General features: G+C 45.4%; 11 protein-coding genes, 2 tRNA genes and 3 rRNA genes. 3 read left to right on the top strand and 13 right to left on the bottom strand.

The genetic code is table 11. The annotated features are described in order from the left end of the window. Nucleotides 1–99: 99 nt before the first annotated feature. The 8 genes from V1467_RS04425 to pssA form a co-directional block, all read right to left on the bottom strand. Nucleotides 100–1,101, bottom strand: coding sequence for an alpha/beta fold hydrolase (locus tag V1467_RS04425; RefSeq protein WP_416307590.1), 1,002 nt, complete (start codon nt 1,099–1,101; stop codon nt 100–102). Next, complete coding sequence (locus V1467_RS04420) at nt 1,098–1,487, bottom strand: response regulator (protein WP_416307589.1); 390 nt, start codon at nt 1,485–1,487, stop codon at nt 1,098–1,100. The genes V1467_RS04425 and V1467_RS04420 overlap by 4 nt, the downstream gene beginning before the upstream one ends. Before the next feature lie 640 nt (nt 1,488–2,127). After that, nucleotides 2,128–2,243, bottom strand: a 5S ribosomal RNA gene (gene rrf, locus V1467_RS04415). A gap of 164 nt (nt 2,244–2,407) precedes the next feature. After that, nucleotides 2,408–5,289 (bottom strand): 23S ribosomal RNA (locus tag V1467_RS04410). Nucleotides 5,290–5,796: 507 nt separating this feature from the next. Then, nucleotides 5,797–5,872: transfer RNA gene (locus V1467_RS04405), tRNA-Ala, on the bottom strand. 126 nt (nt 5,873–5,998) lie between these two features. Next, nucleotides 5,999–6,075 (bottom strand) — tRNA-Ile (locus V1467_RS04400). Between the two features lie 105 nt (nt 6,076–6,180). Next, nucleotides 6,181–7,714 (bottom strand): 16S ribosomal RNA (locus V1467_RS04395). The 16S, 23S and 5S rRNA genes sit together here with 2 tRNA genes alongside, the layout of an rRNA operon. Before the next feature lie 255 nt (nt 7,715–7,969). After that, on the bottom strand, nt 7,970–8,764 hold the full coding sequence (gene pssA / locus V1467_RS04390; protein ID WP_416307588.1) for a CDP-diacylglycerol--serine O-phosphatidyltransferase: 795 nt from the start codon (nt 8,762–8,764) through the stop codon (nt 7,970–7,972). Between the two features lie 249 nt (nt 8,765–9,013). Between pssA and xdp1 the strand changes: the two genes are divergently transcribed. After that, a complete protein-coding gene (gene xdp1 / locus V1467_RS04385) occupies nt 9,014–9,790 on the top strand; it encodes an exosortase-dependent surface protein XDP1 (RefSeq protein WP_416307587.1) in 777 nt (258 codons plus the stop codon). Nucleotides 9,791–9,861: 71 nt separating this feature from the next. Next, on the top strand, nt 9,862–12,648 hold the full coding sequence (gene prsT / locus V1467_RS04380; RefSeq protein WP_416307586.1) for an XrtA/PEP-CTERM system TPR-repeat protein PrsT: 2,787 nt from the start codon (nt 9,862–9,864) through the stop codon (nt 12,646–12,648). A gap of 86 nt (nt 12,649–12,734) precedes the next feature. On the opposite strand, the gene clpB is transcribed toward prsT, so the two are convergent. The 3 genes from clpB to rluD form a co-directional block, all read right to left on the bottom strand. Further along, nucleotides 12,735–15,305: an ATP-dependent chaperone ClpB gene (clpB, locus tag V1467_RS04375; protein ID WP_416307585.1), complete on the bottom strand. Its 2,571-nt coding sequence runs from the start codon at nt 15,303–15,305 to the stop codon at nt 12,735–12,737. A 102-nt stretch (nt 15,306–15,407) separates the two neighbouring features. After that, entirely contained in the window at nt 15,408–16,139 is a 732-nt protein-coding gene (gene pgeF / locus V1467_RS04370) for a peptidoglycan editing factor PgeF (protein ID WP_416307584.1), read from the bottom strand. Then, complete coding sequence (rluD, locus tag V1467_RS04365) at nt 16,129–17,103, bottom strand: 23S rRNA pseudouridine(1911/1915/1917) synthase RluD (RefSeq protein ID WP_416308648.1); 975 nt, start codon at nt 17,101–17,103, stop codon at nt 16,129–16,131. The genes pgeF and rluD overlap by 11 nt, the downstream gene beginning before the upstream one ends. Before the next feature lie 129 nt (nt 17,104–17,232). Here rluD and V1467_RS04360 point away from each other — a divergent pair, with 129 nt between their 5' ends. Further along, on the top strand, nt 17,233–17,997 hold the full coding sequence (locus V1467_RS04360; protein ID WP_416307583.1) for an outer membrane protein assembly factor BamD: 765 nt from the start codon (nt 17,233–17,235) through the stop codon (nt 17,995–17,997). 47 nt (nt 17,998–18,044) lie between these two features. On the opposite strand, the gene glnB is transcribed toward V1467_RS04360, so the two are convergent. Both glnB and nadE read right to left on the bottom strand, forming a co-directional pair. Beyond that, entirely contained in the window at nt 18,045–18,383 is a 339-nt protein-coding gene (gene glnB, locus V1467_RS04355) for a nitrogen regulatory protein P-II (RefSeq protein ID WP_416307582.1), read from the bottom strand. A 20-nt stretch (nt 18,384–18,403) separates the two neighbouring features. After that, the gene (nadE, locus tag V1467_RS04350) at nt 18,404–19,228 is read right to left on the bottom strand and encodes an ammonia-dependent NAD(+) synthetase (protein ID WP_416308647.1); all 825 of its coding nucleotides are present in this window, start codon (nt 19,226–19,228) and stop codon (nt 18,404–18,406) included. Nucleotides 19,229–19,349: the final 121 nt, after the last annotated feature.

Genomic DNA, 19,349 nt, shown 5'->3' with positions numbered 1-19,349 from the left:
TTATATAACTGACTGGTTAGTTAATTAAAGTTAATAATCAATCCGCTGTCAAATGGCAGTAGTGTGATGGTTTAATAAATGAAATGGACTAAAAACAGTCTAGAAGTCTTTTTCTACCAAGTCGATAATGGTTTGTGGTTCTGAGAATTGAAACAGATGTTCTCGACTCTGCACTTCGATGTAGCGCCCTTGGGCAACGTTATCAATTAATGACTGATAATATTGTTTGGCATCAGCTTCCCATTTGATTAATGCTGCTTTTTCTTCTGCATCTTCGCTTTCTTCTATATAGATTTTTTCAAACTGGGTATCGATTATGGCTAATGGAATTGATGGAGGAAACTCAACGACCGACGCAGCATCCAAATCGTTTCCATACAAAGCAATCTCTTTAAACATATTAAGCTGATTCTGGATACTCAGGCGTTTATCAAACATTGAGTGCAAGTAGGACCAGTCCATATCTGGATCGTCACCGACTAGTTTTTGCAAGTGAGCCAGCTCTCCCGCATTCTTCTGTTCGACTCTAGCTACATATTTGCCTGCCGAAACATATTCCAGATAGTTGTGCTGATTGTCTACAAAAGGTTGCGCGTCCTTCTTATATCGACTAATGGAATAGGGAGTCAAAACATCCGGGTCGAGCATAATTACTTTTTTAACTTTACCGGAATGCTCGTTGAGATAGATGTTTAACGCAATGTTGGCGCTGGCAAAGCTTATAATCGTCAAATTATCCAATTGCATTTGTTCTATAAAAAAATGCAGATCCAAAGCCAAATGTTGATAGCCAACCGGGGCATTTTCAAGATTATTAACTTGTCCAGCCCTATCCAAGGCAATAACCCGAAAATTCTTTGCTAATTTAGGGCCTAATCCTGTCCACCAGGCTGAATCTGAATGCCAAGTGTCGCTTGGGCCAGATAACATTAAAATGATCGACTTGTCACTTTTAGTCGCCTCGGTATTCCACTCTGCATAATGAACTGGATGTTGGTCAATGGTTATATTCTGCTCCAGCACCTGACTTCCAAAAGCAGAAAAACTGCTCCATAGTAACAAGTACACCATAATCAATAGACACTCAGTAACGTTCTTCATGCGCTAATAAGTTCAGTTCGAGAATAAAACCCGAATTTTTGAAGAATAGTTTCCACTCGAGTTTGATCAACAGGCTTAGTGATAAAATCCAGTGCACCAAATTTCATCACCTGTTCCTGCATCTGTGGTTGTATATCTCCCGACACAACCAAGACATAAGTCTCGATTTTCTCTTCACGAATAGCCTCAAGAACAGCAACTCCATCCATCTCGGGCATAGTCAAATCAAGAAACAATAAGGCGATATGGCGAGTTCGCAGGATGTCCATTGCTTGAAAACCATTTTCGGCCAAATGAATTTCGGTATCCCAATTTTGCGGTAGGCTACGCAAAACCATCCTTCTCGCCAGATTTGAATCATCACAAATCAGAATGGGAAAACTCATCGTCCTAAATCCATTTTATTATTCTCATAGTGCGATACTGGCAAACATTCTACCCAGTTCACAATTTGATGCAATATTGACCGCCAATTCTTTAGAATGAATGCGATTACACGGGTCGGGTGTCCGGTGTGTGGTGCAGCCGGTTTCCGGCTATAAAACAAAAACCCCTGGCCGTTGTCCGGTCAGGGATTTTGTTTTACTAATTAGGAGTCTGGCGGTTTAGTCCATGGATGGACTGTAGTAGAACAACGCAGGAGCAGTTGTCTAGTGCTACATTACTCCGGGCATCCTGCCCTTTGCCCTGCGGGCCATCGTCGTGCCTCCGATGTTCAAATTCGTTCCGGACGAATTGGTCACATGGGGGTGAAGGCGGTGCTTTCAGGAACACCGTTCCTGCCGCCTGAACGACGTTCATGGATGAACGGCTGGAGGTTGCTACATGGATGTGTGACAGATGATTGCGTCGCGTATCGCCGGGCGTGATGACAGCACGATGGGGTGGGTTTCCCCACGAGGCTGGTACTGCGCGGCAGCGTTTAGAGAATGGGCTATCCATAACATACTGGCAGGATGCGGCCATGTCGAATTCCAACCATAAAAAAAGGGCTACCCAATCGGGTAGCCCTTTCTCTAATTGGGAGTCTGGCGGTGTGCTACTCTCACATGGGGAAACCCCACACTACCATCGCCGCTAATACGTTTCACTGCTGAGTTCGGAATGGGATCAGGTGGTGCCGTATCGCTATGGCCGCCAGACAAAGACGGTTAACAATTTCAGAAAGCTGTTTGTTTATATTAGTGCTCAAACTGGTGGTTCAAGTCTTACTCTATCTCGTTCGAAGCTCGTTGCTCGTCACTCGTAGCTGTTTCTTGTACTTGTCATCAACAACCCAAATGCTTTAAAGCCACTTTGGCGTTGTATGGTTAAGCCTCTCGGGCAATTAGTACAGGTTAGCTTAACGCATTACTGCGCTTCCACACCCTGCCTATCTACGTCGTAGTCTTCAACAACCCTTCAGGACAGTTAAACTGTCAGGGATGACTCATCTCGAGGCTCGCTTCCCGCTTAGATGCTTTCAGCGGTTATCAATTCCGAACGTAGCTACCGGGCAATGCCATTGGCATGACAACCCGAACACCAGCGGTTCGTCCACTCCGGTCCTCTCGTACTAGGAGCAGCCCCTCTCAATCATCCAGCGCCCACGGCAGATAGGGACCGAACTGTCTCACGACGTTCTAAACCCAGCTCGCGTACCACTTTAAATGGCGAACAGCCATACCCTTGGGACCGACTTCAGCCCCAGGATGTGATGAGCCGACATCGAGGTGCCAAACACCGCCGTCGATATGAACTCTTGGGCGGTATCAGCCTGTTATCCCCGGAGTACCTTTTATCCGTTGAGCGATGGCCCTTCCATTCAGAACCACCGGATCACTATGACCTACTTTCGTACCTGCTCGACGTGTCTGTCTCGCAGTTAAGCTGGCTTATGCCATTGCACTAACCTCCTGATGTCCGACCAGGATTAGCCAACCTTCGTGCTCCTCCGTTACTCTTTGGGAGGAGACCGCCCCAGTCAAACTACCCACCAGACACTGTCCTCAATCCCGATTAGGGACCCGAGTTAGAACATCAAACATACAAGGGTGGTATTTCAAGGTTGACTCCAACAAGACTGGCGTCTCATCTTCTAAGTCTCCCACCTATCCTACACATATAGGGTCAATGTTCAGTGCCAAGCTATAGTAAAGGTTCACGGGGTCTTTCCGTCTAGCCGCGGGTACACAGCATCTTCACTGCGATTTCAATTTCACTGAGTCTCGGGTGGAGACAGCGTGGCCATGATTACGCCATTCGTGCAGGTCGGAACTTACCCGACAAGGAATTTCGCTACCTTAGGACCGTTATAGTTACGGCCGCCGTTTACCGGGGCTTCGATCAAGAGCTTCGCTTGCGCTAACCCCATCAATTAACCTTCCGGCACCGGGCAGGCGTCACACCGTATACGTCATCTTTCGATTTAGCACAGTGCTGTGTTTTTAATAAACAGTTCCAGCCACCTTTTCACTGCGGCCTCCATTCGCTTACGAAGCAAGTTCTTCACGAACGGAGGCGTACCTTCTCCCGAAGTTACGGTACGATTTTGCCGAGTTCCTTCACCCGAGTTCTCTCAAGCGCCTTAGTATTCTCTACCTGACCACCTGTGTCGGTTTGGGGTACGGTTCACATCATCATAAGCTTAGAGGCTTTTCCTGGAAGCAGGGCATCTGCAACTTCGTCACCTTGGTGACTCGTCTCGTGTCTCAGCATTAAGCACCCGGATTTACCTAAGCACTCTGCCTACTCACTTTCACATGGACTACCAACGCCATGCTTGCATAGCCTTCTCCGTCCCCCCATCGCTGATGATATAAGTACGGGAATATTAACCCGTTTCCCATCGACTACGCATTTCTGCCTCGCCTTAGGGGCCGACTTACCCTGCCCTGATTAGCATGGGACAGGAAACCTTGGTCTTCCGGCGTGGGGGTTTTTCACCCCCATTATCGTTACTCATGTCAGCATTCGCACTTGTGATATGTCCAGCAAACCTCTCGATTCACCTTCATCCACTTACACAACGCTCCTCCCCTACCATACGTCCTAAAACGTATCCGCAGCTTCGGCTATGTTTAGCCCCGTTACATCTTCCGCGCAGGCCGACTCGACTAGTGAGCTATTACGCTTTCTTTAAAGGGTGGCTGCTTCTAAGCCAACCTCCTAGCTGTCTTAGCCTTCCCACTTCGTTTCCCACTTAACATAGACTTGGGGACCTTAGCTGGCGGTCTGGGTTGTTTCCCTCTTCACGACGGACGTTAGCACCCGCCGTGTGTCTCCCGGATAGTACTCACAGGTATTCGGAGTTTGCATGGGGTTGGTAAGTCGGGATGACCCCCTAGCCCAAACAGTGCTCTACCCCTGTGGTATTCGTCCGAGGCGCTACCTAAATAGCTTTCGGGGAGAACCAGCTATCTCCCGGTTTGATTGGCCTTTCACCCCCAGCCACAGGTCATCCCCTAACTTTTCAACGTTAGTGGGTTCGGTCCTCCAGTGCGTGTTACCGCACCTTCAACCTGCCCATGGCTAGATCACCGGGTTTCGGGTCTATACCTTGCAACTAGACGCGCAGTTAACACTCGCTTTCGCTACGGCTCCCCTATTCGGTTAACCTTGCTACAAAATATAAGTCGCTGACCCATTATACAAAAGGTACGCAGTCACACCACGAAGGTGCTCCCACTGCTTGTACGTATACGGTTTCAGGTTCTATTTCACTCCCCTCACAGGGGTTCTTTTCGCCTTTCCCTCACGGTACTGGTTCACTATCGGTCAGTTAGGAGTATTTAGCCTTGGAGGATGGTCCCCCCATATTCAAACAGGATAACACGTGTCCCGTCCTACTCGTTTTCACTTAAAGTTCGCGTTCGTGTACGGGGCTATCACCCGGTATCGCCAAGCTTCCCAACTTGTTCCACTCGCTTACAATCAGCTTAAGGGCTGGCCCCCGTTCGCTCGCCGCTACTAAGGGGATCTCAATTGATTTCTCTTCCTAAGGGTACTTAGATGTTTCAGTTCCCCTCGTTTGCCTCATACAGCTATGTATTCACTGCATGATGATGCATAAATGCACCGGGTTTCCCCATTCGGACATCTGTGGCTAAAATGCGTTTTGTCAGCTCACCACAGCTTTTCGCAGACTTACACGTCCTTCATCGCCTCTAACTGCCTAGGCATCCACCGTATACGCTTAGTCACTTAACCATACAACCCAAAATAGCTTCGCCTTCGTCTTTTATGCTGCGCGTTTCGTCCTCTCTCACTCGGTTATGTACTGTTCGTACACGCCCTCGTTCGTCGAACTCGCTTGCCTAAAACCCGAATTCTCTCTATTTCATCTGCTTTAAAGTAACGTATTAAAGCATCTGAAATAACTCGCCACAGTCGCCTTTTTGTCCGACCGTCGGTGTCAATTCAATGACCGTTATATGCATGACAAGTACACCAGTTTTTACACTAGCTTTTTTCTACTACAAGTATCAGATAGAGTAAGTTACTTAAAAGTCTCACTCAGTTTTGATTACTAATATCAGCTTTCCAAATTGTTAAAGAACATTTTTAGCGTTTAAAAAACGCTAATCAATCAACACTTATTCAAATGCCTATTCATTAGCGTTAAATCTTTAGTCACCGCCCCTTTAGCGAGTAGTCAAATGGTCAGCAAGGTTTCCTTGCGGTTAAACCATTTGCCACGACTCTCTTAAAAAGAGTTGGTGGAGCTAAGCGGGATCGAACCGCTGACCTCCTGCGTGCAAGGCAGGCGCTCTCCCAGCTGAGCTATAGCCCCATTAATAAGGGTCACATCCAATGAGTTACCTCACTCAATGTCAAATTCGATTCAGACAAGGAAGAGAAGGGCGATGTGTGCGAAGCAGCACATGAGCGTTTCTCTGACGCAGTATCAATCGAATTTTGGTGGGTCTGAGTAGACTTGAACTACCGACCTCACCCTTATCAGGGGTGCGCTCTAACCAGCTGAGCTACAGACCCATTCATACGCACCGCATAAACCGCAATCCGTACTAGTTGCTCTTTACTTTCACAACAAGACTATCTGTGTGGACACTGCATCAATAAATAACGACCAATTTTGTGTAAGGAGGTGATCCAACCCCAGGTTCCCCTAGGGTTACCTTGTTACGACTTCACCCCAGTCATGAAACACAAAGTGGTAATCGCCCTCCCGAAGGTTAGACTAACTACTTCTTTTGCATCCCACTCCCATGGTGTGACGGGCGGTGTGTACAAGGCCCGGGAACGTATTCACCGCAGTATTCTGACCTGCGATTACTAGCGATTCCGACTTCATGGAGTCGAGTTGCAGACTCCAATCCGGACTACGACAAGCTTTCTGGGTTCCGCTCCACCTCGCGGTCTCGCTTCCCTCTGTACTTGCCATTGTAGCACGTGTGTAGCCCATCCCGTAAGGGCCATGATGACTTGACGTCGTCCCCACCTTCCTCCGGTTTGTCACCGGCAGTCTCCTTAAAGTGCCCAACTTAATGCTGGCAACTAAGGACAAGGGTTGCGCTCGTTGCGGGACTTAACCCAACATCTCACGACACGAGCTGACGACAGCCATGCAGCACCTGTCACAGAATTCCCGAAGGCACTTCTGCATCTCTGCTGAATTTTCTGGATGTCAAGGGATGGTAAGGTTCTTCGCGTTGCATCGAATTAAACCACATGCTCCACCGCTTGTGCGGGCCCCCGTCAATTCATTTGAGTTTTAACCTTGCGGCCGTACTCCCCAGGCGGTCTACTTACGCGTTAGCTTCGTTACGCATGAATTAAATTCTCACACAACTAGTAGACATCGTTTACGGTGTGGACTACCAGGGTATCTAATCCTGTTCGCTACCCACACTTTCGCACATGAGCGTCAGTCTTTGGCCAGGGAGTCGCCTTCGCCACTGATGTTCCTCCAGATCTCTACGCATTTCACCGCTACACCTGGAATTCCACTCCCCTCTCCAAGACTCTAGTCTGCCAGTTCTAAATGACCCTCCCAGGTTGAGCCCGGGGCTTTCACATCTAGCTTAACAAACCGCCTGCGTGCGCTTTACGCCCAGTAATTCCGATTAACGCTCGGACCCTCCGTATTACCGCGGCTGCTGGCACGGAGTTAGCCGGTCCTTCTTCTGTGGCTAACGTCAATGTAACTGGGTATTAACCAGCTACCCTTCCTCACCACTGAAAGTGCTTTACAACCCGAAGGCCTTCTTCACACACGCGGCATGGCTGGATCAGGCTTGCGCCCATTGTCCAATATTCCCCACTGCTGCCTCCCGTAGGAGTCTGGGCCGTGTCTCAGTCCCAGTGTGGCTGATCATCCTCTCAGACCAGCTAGAGATCGTCGCCTTGGTGAGCCTTTACCTCACCAACAAGCTAATCTCGCTTAGGCCCATCTCCTGGCGAGAGCGCAAGCGCCCTCTTTGACCCGCAGGTGTCATGCGGTATTAGCAGTCGTTTCCAACTGTTATCCCCCACCAGGAGGCAAGTTCCTAAGCTTTACTCACCCGTCCGCCACTCGTCATCATCTAGCAAGCTAGACATGTTACCGTTCGACTTGCATGTGTTAGGCCTGCCGCCAGCGTTCAATCTGAGCCATGATCAAACTCTTCAATTAAAAAACTTAAATCTATGAATTTTGGTAGACACTCATCAACGAGTGCCCACACAGATTGTCTTGTTGCAAATTGTTAAAGAACAGTGCCTAAAAGTCTCCTCTCAAGCGGGAGGCGTATTCTACGCATCCCAGGGTCAGTGTCAAGAAACTTTTTAAACCTTTTTTCTTGTCCGACCCCCTTCATGGCCGTCCGTCCGGACTCCCCTGAAGCGAGCGCGCATTCTACATCCTATCCCTTTACCGTCAACCTCTTTTTTAGTCTTTTGGTTCGTTTGATTGTTTTTTATTCTCTTCGGTGAAATCAGCATCTTCTTCAGGGTCACCGACAACATGTTCTAGCTTAATTTTTTGTACAGTTCTAAAGGTGTTAATAGGGCCTGCCACTGCATATAGTAGAAAGACCAGAAATAAAACCAGTGCCGGTTCTGTCGCCACAACAACAAAAATGAGTAATACAACCAGGATTGCAACAAAAGGTACTTTGCCATGCCAATTTACTTCTTTAAAAGAATTGTACTTAAAGTTACTGATCATCAATAACCCTGCAATACCTGTTATAGCGGCCACAATAATAGAGTAGTCATTACCCACAACATTATAATCTGTCCCAACCCAAACCAGCCCAGCGACCAATGCAGCTGCGGCAGGACTCGCCAAGCCCTGAAAGTATCTTTTATCTGCTATACCAATCTGGGTATTGAATCTGGCTAATCTTAATGCTGCTCCCGCAACATAAATAAACGCAGCTAGCCAACCCAATTTCCCCATTTCAGTTAGCCCCCAGTTATAAGCGACTAACGCCGGAGCAATACCAAAGGACACCATATCGGCCATTGAATCATATTCAGCACCAAATTCACTTTGAGTATTGGTAATTCTCGCCACACGCCCATCCAGACCATCGAAAATCATCGCCACAAAAATAGCGATTGCTGCAGCTTCAAAATGTGCATTCATGGAAGATACAACTGCATAAAAACCGGAAAATAATCCTGCAGTTGTTAATAAATTTGGCAACAAGTAGATGCCTTTGCGTTTGCTTTCAGTCATACAACACTCCGTAAAAAACGGCGTTAAAGATAGCACATTTCATCACACAAACTCATCTGATAAATATGTTACGATTTTATACAGATTATATGTTAGTTTTAGTGTCAGTTTTTTTTACATATCACCATTGTTAATTGTTGTAAAAAACTGTCAACACAATGTTTTATATAAAGAAAATACCAATGGCCTAAATTTTGCTTAGTTGCCATTATATTTTTTAAGCTTTTTTACATTCACTAGGAAAAAGTCATGTTGAAGTCTTCTTTACTCCTAATTACTGGCTTGTTGTCAATGCAAGCTTTGGCAGGAACTCAAACCTGGGACATGGACGATAGTCCTCTCTACGGTGGTTCAAATGATGGCAATTATTTAAACCTGACTGAAGATAGTATCACCCTGACAGTTACAGGATGGTCTGACACAGGTGGATCAAACGATGACATCATTGCTTCCGGTGAATTGGCTTTTTATGGTTCTGGTGAATTAGGCCTAATCAATAGAGATGAAGGTGATCAGCAACCCGATCACTCTATTGATAGCAGTAACTCAAATAGTAATAACTGGGTCGATTATGATGCCGTTTTGCTGGAGTTTAGCCAAGCTGTGAATTTAGAACAGTTTTATGTCGGTTGGGCCTATGACAATGGAAACAGTGAAGCTGATATATCCTTACTTGCCTATACCAACCATAGTGGTAATGGTACTGCGGATATAGAAGGCTCCAGCTGGAATAATATTATTGGTCAAGGCTGGGAATCTATTGATAACTACGCGAATGTCGATGATTACAGCTATCAAATTGTAGATACAACTGTAACATCGAAGTATTGGCTAATCGGAGCCTATAACCCCATCTTTGGAAGCGGCAGTGGATTAGGATCAGAGAATGACGGGTTTAAATTGAAAGAAGTCTATACCAGCACATCAGCACCAAGAACGGAAGTTCCAGAACCAAATGCGTTAGCAATATTAGCAATTGGTCTACTTTCTCTGGTTAGGGTTCGCAGCAGAAACAAGCAAATTTAATTGCTCTTTTCAAAAGTATTTCATAGTGTAGAAACTTGGGGCATGCATTAGCCGAAGGTTGTAGTAACATCATGAAAAAGAATCTCATTATAGGCTTGGCTCTACTTATCAGTAGCCAAGCCTTTTCAATTGAAGCAGTCAATCATTATGAGCTAGCCATTAGAGCTTATGATGCTGGTAAAACAGATGAAGCTTTTATTCATTTAAAAAATGCAATTCAGACTAACCCCACGCACCTCCCTTCCAAGTTATTACTTGGGAAAGTTTACTTTAATAGCGGCAATGTTGCGGCGGCTGAACAAGAGCTAACGCAAGCGCTAGAAATGGGCGCCGATATCAATCTGGTTTTACCTCTTCTAGGCAGTAGTTTAATCATCCAAAAGAAAGTAGATAAACTTCTTCAATATGAGGATCAATATTACAACCTTTCCCGAGAAGGGAAGTTTGAATGGCATCTTCTGCGAGGGCAGGCGTACATTCTCAACACACAGGCTGAACTGGCCGGTTTCGAGTTTAAAGAAGCTCAGAAAATATCTCCAGATGACACCAGAGCCAACAATACTTTAGCCACTCTTTATATCAGTATGGGGAAGTTGAAAGACGCTGAAGTACTTATCAATCATGCATTGGAGATTGAACCCAGCAATGAAAAAACCTGGTATTTAAAAGGAGAATTGGCGCTTAAACAGCAGAATCAGGACTTGGCCCTGGACAGTTTTAGTAAAGCCTATGAATTGGATAGTTCAGATCCGAAGATACTGCGCAGCCTCACATTAAGCCATTTGAACAAAGGTAACCTGAAACAAGCCAGAGAACTCAATACTGTCATACTTGAACAATCTCCCAATGATCCGACAGCAACGCTTATTGAAGCCTGGTATCTGACCAACGAAGGAAAATCGGAACAGGCAAAAAATATTCTAGCCCGATTAAGCCAGGATATGTCCTTACTTGATCCTGCCACCATGCTTTATGATCGCAATACAACTATGGTTCGCGGAATTGCCGAATTAATGCAAGGTAATTTGGAAACTTCGCAAAAATTATTATTAAAGCATATTGAAGAAAGCTCAGGAGACAGCAATGCACTCAAAATACTGGCTCAGGTTTACATCGAGAAAAATCAGTATACTGAAGCCCTGTCACTGTTAGAAAACAAATCAAGGGTAGTAACACAGAATCTAGAACTCGGTTTATTATTAATTCAGCTCTATCTGCACGAAAATAACCTTTTTAGGGCGGAACAGATTCAAAACAAGCTATCCAGGAACTTTCCTGATGAGCCAGCGTTAAGAATTGCCCAAGCCAGGATATATGATCTGAAAGGCCAGCGCGGAATAGCGCTAGCAACCCTGAACTCGGTCAAGACGGATAAACCCAGTCAGCAGTTTTTGTTATTAAAAGGAAAGCTGCTGTTAAATAATGGACAACTTGACAAGGCACGGAATATTTCAAATCAATTATTGGAACAAAATACCCAGAACATTGACGCACTGAATTTACTCGCTGGCGTTATGATTGCCAACTCTGAATACGATGAAGCGCGTAATACATTAAAAAAAGTCCTCTCTATTGAGCCCAATAATATTACCGCAATATTTAACAGCGCGCTGATGCATAAAAATCTGCATGAATATAGTCAGGCTCAAGCTACACTATCAAACATTATTAGCCTAACACCTTCGCATAAAGCTACGCTGCTGGAATTGACTGAACTTGCGCTGTTAACTAGCGATCTCAAAGCTGCCGAATTATGGGTAAACAAATTGTTGACTTATTACCCGGAGGATCTGGCCGCGAATCGTAAACTTTCGATTATCTATATGGCACAAGAACGCTGGTCAGACGCCCTTCTGATTGTGTCAAGATTGCTGCAGAATGACCGATTTAATACAACTCTTCTACTTCAGCAAGCTCGTATCTATTCAGCGATGCGTAACATCGAAGGAGCCAGATCAAATTTCACTGTCGTATACGAATTATGGTTGAATGATCCTGCCAAACTGCATTTCCTGTCTTCTCTACAAATTAAAAACAATGATCTGCAAGGAGCTAAAAAAACGCTTAACAAAATATTGGCGTTATCGTCCGATCATTATAGCGCCAAAATTGATTTAGCCCGTTTGGCGTTAATGGAAAAACAACCTGAAGAAACACAAAAACTGATTTCTGAGTTGATGAAAGACAATGCTAATACATCAGCGCTTCATTTGTTAAAAGGTGATTTAGCCAGCTATAAGCAACAACAGAAACAAGCAGTAGAAGAATATGTAAACGCAATCAAGATCGATCCGGACACCAAAGTAGCCATTGTAAAGCTGTATTTGCTAGCCAAAGAAGGTTATGGTCAAAAGATATTTTTTAGCACGCTAGAAGGATTACTGACATCGGATCCTACCTCTACCTGGAAGCGAAAACTGCTTGCTGACGCCTACCTTGATCACCATAATTGGCCTCTCGCAGAACAGCACTATCAAAAGCTGCTCGATACTAATGAATATCATCTATCTCCAACTATCCTGAACAATTTAGCCAATATTTATGCCCGCACGGATTTAAACAAGGCTTATCAAACAGCCAAGCTTGCGCTCGACAATGGTGGCAATAAAAATCCTGCATTGCTCGATACCTTAGGTTGGATTATGGCCAAACAACAAAAATTTACTGACGCACTGGCCTATCTGAGAGAAGCTTATGTGCTGGACTCCAAAAATCCGGAAATCCGTTATCATTTAGGACATACCCTGTCTAAACTGGATCGCAAAGAAGAAGCAATTACCCAACTAAAAATAGCCACACAAAATGACAGCTACCCAGAATTTGAAGATGCAGTACTACTACTGGAGAACCTCAATTAGTAACTATCCGGATAACAATAAACAATCTACAGAATATCCAAGTCATGGCTTGAACTAGATCCAAACCCTGACTTGGGTTTGTAAACCTACTCGATAACAAAGCCAGCTTCGTCAGCATTTAAACGAATCACACTGTTCGGCAAAATAACACCTGACAATATCTGATGCGCTAGCAGGTTTTCTACTTGCTGCTGGATGGCCCTTTTAAGCGGTCTGGCTCCGTAAACAGGGTCAAAACCGGCTTCTGCCAATTTATCCAATGCCCGATCAGTGACTTCTAGTTGATATCCTTTCTGGGCTAATCTATTTTTCAGCGACGCTAACTGTATACTGGCGATCTGTTTGATTTGTTCGGCGTCCAGTGGATGAAATACCACAGTATCATCGATACGGTTGATAAACTCGGGACGAAAACTCTGGGCAACGACATCCATCACCCGACGTTTCATCTGTTCATAATGGTCAGCATCATTTAGCTCCTGGATCACATCCGATCCCAGGTTAGATGTCATAATCACCACCGAATTTTTAAAATCAACAGTGCGTCCCTGACCATCAGTTAAACGGCCATCATCCAATACTTGCAGCAAGATATTGAATACATCCGGATGGGCCTTTTCGACTTCATCCAGCAGGATCACTGAATAAGGTTTGCGTCTAATCGCTTCGGTTAAATAACCGCCTTCTTCGTATCCCACATAGCCAGGAGGAGCCCCGACCAAACGGGCAACAGAATGTTTCTCCATAAATTCAGACATATCAATCCGCACCATGGCATCTTCTGTATCAAACATAAAACCGGCTAAAGCTTTGCAAAGCTCCGTTTTGCCCACTCCGGTAGGGCCAAGAAACAGGAATGAGCCAATAGGGCGATTAGGATCAGCCAAGCCAGCACGAGTCCGTCGAATAGCATTAGCAACCGCGTTTACAGCTTCAGTTTGTCCTACCACTCTGGCGTGCAGAGCGTCTTCCATGCGCAATAACTTGTCTACTTCACCTTCAAGCATCTTGGAGACCGGGATACCTGTCCAACGGGATAATACATCGGCGATTTCATTTTCGGTCACTTTATTTTTGAGTAAATGCAGTTCCTGATTTTGCGCGTCCGAAGCATGTTCTAACTGCAGCTCAAGTTCGGGAATTCGGCCATATTGCAATTCCGACATGCGACTCAAATCACTGGCACGGCGGGCAATCTCCAGATCCAGCTTGGCATGCTCCAGCTCAGATTTAATATGTTGGGTACCCTGCATAGCGGCTTTTTCAGCATTCCAGATTTTTTCCAGATCGACAAACTTGAATTCTAGCTGCTCACGTTCCTGCTCAATAATTTCGAGACGCTTATGACTGGCTTCATCCGTTTCCTTCGCCAACGCCTGCTCTTCCAGTTTAAGTTGAATAATACGCCGCTCTAACCGATCCATTTCTTCCGGTTTAGAATCAATTTGCATCCGTATACTCGACGCCGCCTCATCTATTAAATCGATGGCTTTGTCCGGCAACTGGCGATCACTGATGTAACGGTGAGATAAGGTCGCAGCAGCGACAATAGCAGGATCGGTAATATTGACCGAGTGGTGCAATTCATAACGCTCTTTCAGGCCACGCAATATCGCGATAGTGTCTTCGACATTTGGTTCATCCACTTGGACTTTCTGGAAGCGTCGTTCCAGCGCCGCATCTTTCTCAATGTATTGGCGATATTCGTCCAGGGTCGTCGCTCCTACGCAGTGTAATTCTCCACGAGCCAACGCCGGTTTAAGCATATTACCGGCATCCATTGCCCCTTCTCCTTTACCTGCACCCACCATAGTATGCAGTTCATCTATAAACAAAATGACACTGCCTTCTTCCTTGGCCAACTCGTTCAACACGGCTTTTAAGCGCTCTTCAAACTCACCACGATACTTGGCACCGGCCACCAACGCGCCCATGTCCAATGACAAGACACGTTTATTTTTGAGGCCTTCCGGTACCTCACCGTTGATGATGCGTTGAGCCAAACCTTCAACGATAGCAGTTTTACCCACACCAGGCTCACCGATCAGTACCGGGTTATTTTTGGTTCTACGTTGTAATACTTGAATTGTCCGACGTATTTCTTCATCACGACCGATTACCGGATCGAGTTTACCCTGCTCGGCTCGCTCGGTTAGGTCGAGAGTGAATTTTTCCAATGCCTGACGCACATCTTCGGCGTTAGCATCGGTGACTTTCTGTCCTCCGCGGATTTTCTCTATTGCTTTGGAAATACTTTCGGAGGTTGCACCCAACTGGCGTAAAATTTCACCTAGCTTGCCTTTGTCCTCAGTAGCTGCAAGCACATAAATTTCAGAGGTAATGTATTGGTCTTTACGTTTTTGGGCAATTTTGTCAGTCAGGTTTAATAACACTACAGTTTCTTTGCCAAACTGCACGTCTCCCCCCGTGCCTTCCACGTGAGGCAAACGTTCAATGGCTTCAGCTAATGCCGAACGCAAACTATTGACGTTAATATTGGCCTGATCCATCAAAGGGCGGACGGAACCTCCTTCCTGATTCATCATCGCCATCATTAAATGGACAGGTTCGATATATTGATGATCTCGTCCTAATGCCAGCGACTGGGCATCAGAGATTGCCATCTGAAATTTGCTCGTTAATCTGTCAGAACGCATGTTCAATTACCTGATAAGTGATTTCAATAATGACAAAATGGGTGCATTAGGTCATTTATTCAAGCTTATAAAATAATCAAACCCGGATTTAGTTGAGCCAGATCAATCAAACCAGATACAGGAAACCATACGTCCTGTTTGACCATCGCGTCGATATGAATAGAACTGGTCAGATTGACTATAGGTACAATATTCACCGCCAAAAACACGCTTAATACCCAAGTTAAACAGGCGATATCGAGCAATTTGGTAAATATCGGCCAGATATTTGGACGACTTTACGGTATGTTGGAAATAACAGTGTTCGGGATCAGAAAATGCCCGACGAACATCTTCCCCCACTTCAAAATAGTTGGCTCCAATAGCGGGCCCCAACCAGGCATAAATATTGTTATTGTCACTGTCATTACCACCGGTCATAGCTTTCACGGTATTTTCAATAACACCATCTGCCAGCCCCCGCCATCCAGCATGAACTGCGGCTACCGTTCCCGCTTCAGGATCTGCCAGTAAGACAGGTAAACAGTCTGCCGTCATCACAGCGCACACCACCCCGCGCTGATGACTAAAACTGGCATCGGCGTCATAAACTCGAACACTATTTGCCGTTAATTCAACAGCCTTATTACTGTGGGTCTGGTTGAGCCAATTGATATTCTGGTAATTAGGTAGCCGAGAACGGTTAACTAGTACATCCGCCGGGTTGTCATCCACATGCATGGCGATATTCAGGCTATCAAAAGATGCATGGCTGACGCCTCCCTGACGTGTAGATGTAAAAGCATTGACTACACCATTAATGGGCCAGTCAGGCTGGATCGTATTAATAGTCATAATCCGGGTGTTGGGCAGTGTCGTCGCGCAACACTTCTAACAATGCGCTGAAATCTTGTGGCAAAGGTGCCTGCCACTTTAACCATTCGCCCGTAAACGGGTGCTCCAGCTCCAACTGTGCAGCATGTAGGGCCTGACGGCGAAAACTCCGTAATTGTTCAATCAAATCAGCACTAGCGGCTTTAGGTGGCCTGGGACGTCCGCCATACAACTGATCACCGACTATAGGATGGCGTAAATGCGCCATATGCACGCGGATTTGGTGAGTCCGACCCGTTTCTAGTTTTAGCCGCAAGTGAGTATGGGCACGAAATTTTTCTTTAATCCGGTAATGAGTGGTTGCCGGTTTACCCATCTCACGAACTGCCATACTGGTTCGTTTGGTAGGATGGCGACCAATAGCAGCGTCAACGGTACCTCCAGCAACCATTGTGCCGCAAATAATGGCCTCATATTCCCGACTGATTTCTCGGGCTTGCAGTTGTTCAACCAAATGTGTCTGGGCCTCAATGGTTTTAGCTATAACCATAAGTCCGGTAGTATCTTTATCAAGTCGATGGACAATTCCCGCCCTGGGAACGCGTCCAATATCCGGAACATGCGCCAATAAGGCATTCAATACGGTTCCGTCGCCATTGCCCGCACCAGGATGAACGACTAAATCTGCGGGCTTGTTGATAACCATAATATATTCATCTTCAAACACAATATTTAATGCTATTGCTTCAGCCTGATGCTGCTGTTGCTGCTCAATCAGGGCATGGATGACAATTTCTTCTCCACCCAGTAATTTATCTCGGGGACGATCATTTACTTGGCCGTTAACATTTACCTGCCCGGCTAATATCCAGTTTTTTATTCTGGAACGTGAATAATCGGGGAACATTTCGGCTAATCCCTGATCCAACCGTTTACCAAACAAGTGTTCGGGAACCGTCGCGTCTAATTCTATATGGTCGTGCATGGGTATATCGCCAATTTTCAGATTAAAATGTGCATAGCCCAAATCGGTGGGGTAGAATGCGGTGTCTAAGTAGCACATTCTAACTGAATTTTTCATCGCACAGAATCGCGATAAACAATAAGAGTCAAAATGAGTAAAATTAACAAACTATATTATGTTGCCCTAGCCCTTGGTCTGATTGGTTTATCGGGTTGTTCCAGCTCTCCTGAAGAAGACGTTATGCTCAAGAATCAGAGCCCTGAAGCACTTTATGCCCAAGCCAAAGAGCGTATGCAATTAGGTAACTTTAACGGCGCAACAGAAACCCTTAGCGCCCTGGACTCCCGCTATCCTTTCGGTCCATTTTCCCATCAGGTACAGCTCGACTTAATTTATACTTACTACAAAACAGGTAAAACCGATCAGGCTATCGCAACTATCGATCGATTTACCCGCCTCAACCCTAATCATTCAGATGTCGACTACGCCTATTATATGCGCGGGCTGGTGAATATGGATGTAGATAAAAACCTGTTTCAGGACCTGGTGGGCATCGACCGTTCTGATCGCGATCCCAGTCATTCACGTCAGGCGTTTGAAGACTTTCGCACCTTAATTGAAAAATTTCCGGACAGTAAGTATGTAGCTGATGCTCGCCAACGTATGGTGTATATCAAATCTCAATTGGCAAAACATGAAATCGCCATTGCACGCTATTATATGAAACGGGCGGCTTACGTGGCAGCGGCTAACCGTGGGCAATATGTGCTGGAATATTATTCGGATACCCCCCAGTTACAAGAGGCACTGGAAATTATGGTGGAATGCTACGACCAACTGGATTTGGCAGAGCTAAAAGACCATGCCCTCAAAACACTTAAACTTAACTTCCCGGACAGCAGTTACGCCGGTTAACTAAAAGCGCCTTCGGGCGCTTTTAGTTTATTTAGTGCCTGGTGACGTTAGATTGCATCTTCGTTTTCTTCGCCAGTACGAATACGTACCACTCGCCCAACATCATAAACAAAAATTTTGCCATCACCAATTTTGCCCGTTTTAGCCGCTTGAACAATAGTTTCAACTGCCCTGTCCACCTGATCATCATTGACGATTAAATCTACTTTTACTTTGGGTAAAAAATCAACCTGGTATTCTGCCCCACGGTATAACTCTGTGTGTCCTTTCTGACGACCAAAGCCTTTCACTTCAGTTACAGTCATCCCTGTTATCCCTATTTCAGCTAAAGATTCTCTGACATCATCCATTTTGAATGGCTTGATTATGGCTTCAATTTTTTTCACAAAACAACCCCTCGGTGTTATCAATCATAAATTGTCGGTATTGGCTGACGTTTATGCTGTGTGCGCATATAAATATTCAATAACGTCTGGCTAACATGTTCGGCAACTTGCTTACCTTCAAGAAAATCATCGATCTCGTCGTAACTCAAACCTAAAGCATCTTCATCAGTTTTTTGCGGAGTCAAACTCTCTAAATCAGCAGTAGGTGCTTTATTAATAATATTATCCGGGGCGCCCAATGCCTTGGCAATTTGTCTAACCTGGCGTTTGTTCAAACCAAATAGCGGGGCTAAATCGCAAGCACCATCTCCATACTTAGTATAGAAACCGGTTATATTTTCTGCCGAATGATCTGTGCCTAATACCAGGCCGTCTAACAGGCCAGCCACTTCATATTGAATCACCATTCTGATTCTGGCTTTAACATTGCCTTTAACAAAATCCTGCTTGGATTCACTTGCCGGCAAGTCATTCTTTAACGCTTCACAAGTTGCGAGATGTACAGCATCAGCACCAGATTGTACATTTACCACAATACTTTTATGTGGCTGAATAAAATCGATACTTTGTTGTGCATCCCGCTCATCAGCCTGGATATCATAGGGTAATCTAACCGCAACAAACTGATACTGCCCGGACTGTTCCTGGTTAAGCTGCTCAACAGCGATCTGGGCCAGTTTACCCAATGTACAGGAGTCAATGCCGCCACTGATACCTAGGACCAGGGTTTTTAATCCCGACAACAGCAAGCGGGATTTGATAAAATCCACTCTGCGAGTAATTTCATCGCTACTGTCGATTTGTGGCAACACACGCATTTCCTGGATAATATCTTCAACCTTCATTACTAAACCACTCTCGACAAGTTTCATAGGCCCTTATCATAAAAAATTTTTTACGATTATGCTGTACTAAGTTCAGCAGAAATGAATATTTATTCCATTCAACCTTCAGGTATAGGCGACA

This window comes from Neptunicella plasticusilytica (assembly GCF_047922965.1).
GTDB lineage: Bacteria > Pseudomonadota > Gammaproteobacteria > Enterobacterales > Alteromonadaceae > Neptunicella > Neptunicella plasticusilytica.
Note: the sequence above shows the minus strand (reverse complement) of the source record. Positions and strands in the feature narration are given on the sequence as shown.